7 protein-coding genes are annotated in these 5,845 nt (G+C 66.7%); 3 read left to right on the top strand and 4 right to left on the bottom strand.

Annotated features, from left to right (window positions below):
• The 3 genes from ACXJKR_RS22250 to ACXJKR_RS22240 all read left to right on the top strand — a co-directional run.
• On the top strand, positions 1-448 hold a 448-nt coding region (locus tag ACXJKR_RS22250), incomplete at its 5' end, for a VOC family protein (RefSeq protein WP_457324666.1).
• Between the two features lie 24 nt (positions 449-472).
• The gene (locus ACXJKR_RS22245) at positions 473-1,138 is read left to right on the top strand and encodes an SDR family NAD(P)-dependent oxidoreductase (RefSeq protein WP_457324665.1); all 666 of its coding nucleotides are present in this window, start codon (positions 473-475) and stop codon (positions 1,136-1,138) included.
• 34 nt (positions 1,139-1,172) lie between these two features.
• On the top strand, positions 1,173-2,024 hold the full coding sequence (locus tag ACXJKR_RS22240; protein ID WP_457324664.1) for an oxidoreductase: 852 nt from the start codon (positions 1,173-1,175) through the stop codon (positions 2,022-2,024).
• 252 nt (positions 2,025-2,276) lie between these two features.
• Here ACXJKR_RS22240 and ACXJKR_RS22235 read toward each other — a convergent pair whose 3' ends face one another.
• From ACXJKR_RS22235 to ACXJKR_RS22220, 4 genes are all read right to left on the bottom strand, one after another.
• Positions 2,277-4,442 (bottom strand): molybdopterin cofactor-binding domain-containing protein, encoded by a 2,166-nt coding sequence (locus ACXJKR_RS22235; protein ID WP_457324663.1) that lies wholly within the window; start codon positions 4,440-4,442, stop codon positions 2,277-2,279.
• Positions 4,439-4,921 (bottom strand): (2Fe-2S)-binding protein, encoded by a 483-nt coding sequence (locus tag ACXJKR_RS22230; protein ID WP_457324662.1) that lies wholly within the window; start codon positions 4,919-4,921, stop codon positions 4,439-4,441. The genes ACXJKR_RS22235 and ACXJKR_RS22230 overlap by 4 nt, the downstream gene beginning before the upstream one ends.
• Positions 4,922-4,929: 8 nt before the next feature.
• The gene (locus tag ACXJKR_RS22225; RefSeq protein ID WP_457324661.1) at positions 4,930-5,277 is read right to left on the bottom strand and encodes a c-type cytochrome; all 348 of its coding nucleotides are present in this window, start codon (positions 5,275-5,277) and stop codon (positions 4,930-4,932) included.
• 283 nt (positions 5,278-5,560) lie between these two features.
• Positions 5,561-5,845 (bottom strand): PEP-CTERM sorting domain-containing protein (locus ACXJKR_RS22220; RefSeq protein WP_457324660.1); only part of this gene is annotated, 285 nt, incomplete at its 5' end.

The following is a 5,845-nucleotide window of genomic DNA, read 5'->3' as shown; positions in this document are numbered from 1 at the left end:
CACGCCCGCCATCAACGCCAAGAGCCCCTTCGCCTCCATGAAGGGCCACCACGTCGCCGTGCGCGTCCCCAACTTCGAGCAGGCCATTGCCTGGTACACCGAGAAGCTGGACTTCCGCGTCGTGCACCAGTGGCCCTACGCCGACCAGCAGCTGGCCTACATCGCCCCGGCCACCGACGACGCGTTCTTCGTGGAGATCCTGGGCGGCGGCAACCCGCCCCCGATCCCCAAGTCGGTCTACTCGGACCTGGGCGACAGCCTGCGCCTGGCCGGTTACCACCACTTCTGCATCAACGTGGATGACATGGACGCCACCGTCGCCGAGCTGCGCCGCCGCGGCGTGACCATCGTCACCGAGCCCTTCGAGCTGCCCGTCATCGGCCGTCGCCTGGCCTTCATCGCGGACCCGTTCGGCAACCTCATCGAGCTGGCCCAGGTCGTCGCCTGAGCACCGCACCGAAGGAGAACAACCATGACCAAGACCCTGCTGACCATCGCCGCCGGCCCCGGCATGAGCCTGTCCACGGCCAAGCGCTTCCAGGCCGCCGGCTACCGCGTCGTGCTGGCCACCCGGGACCCCAAGGCCCTGCGCGAGCGCCTGGCCAAGAGCGGCCCGGTGGACTTCGAGTTCGACACCGTCGAGGCGTCCAATCCGAAGGACGTCGCCGCCCTGGTGGCCCGCCACGCCGACCAGCTGTCCGTGCTGCACTACAACGCTGGCGTGCTGCACTATGACAAGGTGGGCGCGCTGCAGCCGCGCCGGCTGGAAGACGAGACGGTGGACTCGCTGATCTCCGACATCCACGCCAACGTCACCAGCGCGCTGGCGGCGATCGGCCCGGCGGCGGCGGCCATCGAGAAGAACGGCGGCGGCACCATCCTGCTCACGGGTGGCGGCTTCGGCATCCAGCCCACGCCGGACTTCCTGTCGCTGAGCACCGGCAAGGCGGCACTGCGCGGCGCGGCCAGTGCGCTGTTCGAGCCGATGAAGGCTCGCAACGTGCACATCGCCATGGTGTCGGTGAGCACGCTGGTGAGCCCTGGCTCCAGCAACGCCGAGGGCGTGGCCGACGCGTTCTGGGCCATGCACAACCAGCCCCGCGACGCCTGGACCTGGGAAACCGTGTTCACYGGCTGACCACCGGGGCCACCTGGAATATCGGAGAAATGCTATGAAAGTCTGGTTCATCACAGGTGGTTCACGGGGACTCGGCGCCGCGATCGCCAGCAGCGCGCTGGCGGTAGGCGACGCCGTGGTTGCAACGGCACGGGACGCCCAGGCCGTCGAAGAAAGGCTGGGGCGGCAACGGCAGCTGCTGGCGCTGCAACTTGATGTCACGCGCGAGGACGAAGCCCGAGATGCTGTGACCCGAGCAATCGACGCCTTCGGGCGCGTCGACGTGCTGGTGAACAACGCCGGACGCGGCCTTCTGGGCGCCGTCGAGGAGGTCACTGCGTGTGAAGCCGAGGATGTCTTTCGCACCAACGTCTTCGGCCTGCTGAACGTCACCCGGGCCGTGCTGCCTCACATGCGCCAGCGGCGCAGCGGCTGGGTGATCAACGTGTCGTCGATCGGCGGCATCGCAGCGTCGGCCGGCTGGGGCGTCTACTGCGCCACCAAGTTCGCGGTCGAGGGAATCAGCGAGTCGATGGCGCTGGAACTGGAGCCCTTGGGTATCCATTCCACCGCCATTGAGCCCGGCTACTTCCGGACCGACTTCCTGTCGTCCCGGTCCTTGGTCCGCAGCGGCGGCCGCATCGACGACTACGAGGCCACGGTCGGCCGCACCCGAGCGTTCGTCGACGCGGCGCACGGGCAGCAGCCGGGCGACCCGGAGCGCCTGGCCGAAGCCTTGGTCGCACTCTCCACGCACCGGCAGCCCCCAAGGCACATGCCCTTCGGCAGCGACACACTGCGGCGCATCGTCCAGGCCCGAACACTGCGCGAGCAGGAGACGGCAGCCTGGCGACATCTCACCACTTCGACCGAGTTCCCGCCAGATCAGCCCACAGCCCGAAGGTAAGGGCAAATGGGCCGGCCTTATGAGCCGGCCCATCTTTTCCGGACCGGGGTACTGGTCCAGACCATTCACGCGGCCACATGAGCATTGGGCGAACACCGGGCATGCCCGTCGAGTCTTGCCCACTGCCCAAGCGCCGCGCCGCAGCCTATTCAGGCCCGAGCGGAACGCAGCCTGCAGGTGCCCTTCCCCGGGCGCCGGCCGAAGTGCTCGGGTCCGGAGAACGGATTCGATAGCCGCCCTCCCCCAGATCCGTCAAGCGGTGCGCAGCTGATCCTGCACGACTGGATACGTCCGCAGACGCTTACCCGTCGCGACGAAGATCGCATTCAGCAGCGAAGGCACCACCAGCGGCGTCGAGACCTCGCCCATGCCGCCGGGAGGCTCACTGCTCTGAACGAGGTGGACCTCGATCTTCGGCGTCTCGCTGTTGCGCAGCACCGGGTGATCATGGAAGTTGCTCTGCATCACACGGCCGTTCTCGATGGTGACCGGACCGTACAGCGCCGCGCTCAGGCCGAACACCAGCCCGCCCTGCACCTGCGCCTCCACACCTTCCGGATTGATCATCTGCCCGCAGTCCACGACGAACACCATCCGATCGACCTTGAGGGTGCCATCGGCCGCGACAGTCACATCCGTTACCAGCGCCCCATAGCTGCCAAAGGCATCAAGCACGGCCACGCCACGACCTGATCCCTTGGGCGCTGCCTTGCCCCACTGGGCCTTCTCGGCAGCCAGCTTCAGCACGTTCAACGCACGTGGTTTCGTAGCCAGCAGGCCAGCGCGGTAGGCGACTGGATCGGCCTTGGCCGCAGCAGCCATCTCGTCGATGAAGCACTCGGTGACGAAGGCGTGGTGGGTCGGGCCCACGCCACGCCAGTTGCCCGTCATCGGGCCGTCTTCAGCCTCATGCCGCACGTAGTTCACACGCCGGGCCGCGATGGGATAAATGGAATCCGCGTCATGCACGGCGTCCGTATCGAGGCCATTGGTCAGCCAGGCCGGCTCATAGCGGGCCAGCACCGAGGCGCCTGAGAAGCGATGGAGCAGGCCCAGCGGTTTTCCGTCCTTGTCGAGCGCGGCTGACAGCTGGTCCACAAACATGGGCTTGTAGGCGTCGTGCTGGAAGTCCTCTTCTCKGCTGAAGATGACCTTGACCGGATAGCGCACCTGCTTGACGAGCTTGGCGGCCGTCTCGACATAGTCCGCCTCGAGCTTGCGTCCGAAACCACCGCCGATGAGATGGTTGTGAACCACCACTTTCTCCGGTGGCAGACCGGCAGCCTGGGCGACCAGGCGTTGAACCCGCGCGGGCGCTTGCGTGCCAAGCCACACCTCCGCGCCATCCTTGCGGATGTGCAGCAGGCAGTTGAGCGGCTCCATCGTTGCATGCGCCAGCGGCGGCACCAGGTAGGTGGCTTCCAGTCGCTGCGCCCCGGCTTTCCATGCGGCGTCGAAATCCCCTTCATTGACTGGCGTGATGCCCGGCTGCTTCAGGGCATCGGTCAACTGCTTCTGCCAGGCAGCAGACGAGAAGCTCGCTGACTTGCCTTCATTCCACGTGATCTTCAGCGCGGCCAGGCCTTTCTTTGCCGCGCCGTTGTGGTCGGCCACGACCGCCACCGCATCGTCCGAGACAAGCACGTCGCGGACGCCCCGCACCTTGCGTGCGGCCTTGTCGTCCACCGTGCCCACCTTGCCGCCAAACACCGGGCAGATTGCAAGCGCGGCGATCTTCATGCCGGGTGCCGTGGCGTCGATGCCGAACTTTGCGGTGCCGTTGACCTTGCTGGGCGTGTCAGGCCGGTGCGCACGGGTGCCTACCAGCCGGAAGTCCTTTTGAGCCTTCAGGGGGGCCTCAGCCGGCACCGGCAGCTGGCTTGCTGCCGCCACGAGCTGGCCGTAGCGCAGTTGCCGTCCTGTCGGGGCATGTGTGACCACGCCGCTCTGTGTGCGGCATTCGGAAACTGGGACCTGCCAGGTGTTGGCCGCGGCGGTGACGAGCATCAGGCGGGTGGTGGCGCCCACCAGCCGCAGCTTGGCCCAGGCACCGCGTATGCCGGCGGAGCCTCCGGTGATCTGCTTGACATACAGCGGGTGGCCATAGCGCGCCTCGTCTGCAGGCGCCTGCTCGATAGTGAGCTGCGCGAGATCCACGTCCAGCTCCTCGGCGATGAGCATGGGCACGGAGGTGAAGGTGCCCTGACCCATCTCGACGAGGGCCACTACGAGAGCAATCTTGTCGTCGGCGCCGATGCGCAGGTAGGCATTGGGGGCCAGCACCGCGGGCGCAGCCTTCGCTGCCGCCGCTTCGGCGCCGAGGTGGAAGCTCATCACCAGCGCGGCACCACTCCCCAGGAAGGTGCGGCGCGACAGGGCGGAGTCGGCGGGGACAGAAGGGAGATCGTCGCGCTTCATGTCGTGCTCCCCGTCGTTGACAGCCCGCGGGCCGCTTCGTGGATGGCTTCGCGAATGCGGACATAGGTGCCGCATCGGCAAATGTTCCCTGACATAGCGGCGTCGATGTCGGCGTCAGTGGGCTTGGGGTTGTCGCGCAACAGCGCGGTCGCCGCCATCACCTGGCCGGACTGGCAGTAGCCGCACTGCGGCACCTCCTTCATCACCCAGACCTTTTGAACCTGACGGCCGACGGCGGTGTCGCCGATGGCCTCGATGGTGGTGATCTTCTGCTTGCCGATGGTGCCAATGGGCAACTGGCACGAGCGGGTGGGCTGGCCGTCCAGGTAGACGGTGCAGGCACCGCACAGCGCCATGCCACAGCCGAACTTGGTGCCGGTCATGCCGAGCACGTCGCGGATGACCCACAGCAGCGCAGTGTCATCGTCGACGTTGTCGACCTTCCGCGGCTTGCCGTTGATGTTGAGTGTGTAGTTCATGGGTGGCCTCACTTCTTCATCGACAGGATCCAGCTGGACAGCGTCGCAAGGTCCTCAGCGGGCACCTGCGGCTGCGCCGGCATGGGCACCGGACCCCAGCGGCCGCTGCTGCCGGCCTTGATGCGGGCAGCCAGCGCCTCGGGCTTGACGCTGCCGTCGGCGTACTTGGCGCCGATGTCCTTGAACGACGGACCGACGACCTTGCGGTCGACCTGATGGCATGCAGCGCATGCGTACTTCTTGGCGAGTGCCTCGCTTGCCTGGGCAGGTGCTGCGAGCAGCAAGCCGCCCAAGGCTGCAGCAGCCGCCAGGCGAGTCGCGAGACCCGAGGGAGTGAACTCAGAGTGGATGTTCATGCTGGGTACCGGAATTGCCAGAGATGCAACCCACTTTGCCGACATGAGCTTGCCTGCGGCTCCGCAAGAAGACGGGCGCGGCATCAGACGAAGGATTGCCGCCCGTCTCCATCCTTTGACGGAGAAATGACTCCGCCAAAAGGTGGGCCAGGCGGGATAAAGGCGATTTCGTTCATGGGGCAAGAACTGAAAGTTCGTAATGGCGCGGCTTTCAGCGCCTGCGCCACTTGGATACTTTCCGTATGCCCTGCACGCCTTACCCGCCTGGTCAGCACGCGTCCGGTCAGGCCGCGGCGCGACGGCGCGCCAGGCGCAAGACGACTGGCAGGCCGATCAGCCCCAACGCGAGGGTCGCCGGCTCGGGCACAGGCGTCGCCGTCACGACGGCCGCTGGTGTCCACGTGGTGTATCCGACCTCCCACTGGGGGCCCGAAGCGGTATTGATGTTGCCGCCAAGGTGCGGCGTTTCGCTCACCACGGTGACCCAGACCGGATTTTCTGGAGACGGGTTGCTCGACTGCGCCACGATCCAGAACGTCTCCCCTGCACCAAGCACGGGGTGCAGCAC

Source organism: Roseateles sp. P5_E11 (genome assembly GCF_054049355.1).
This window is presented reverse-complemented; position numbering and strand designations above follow the sequence as displayed.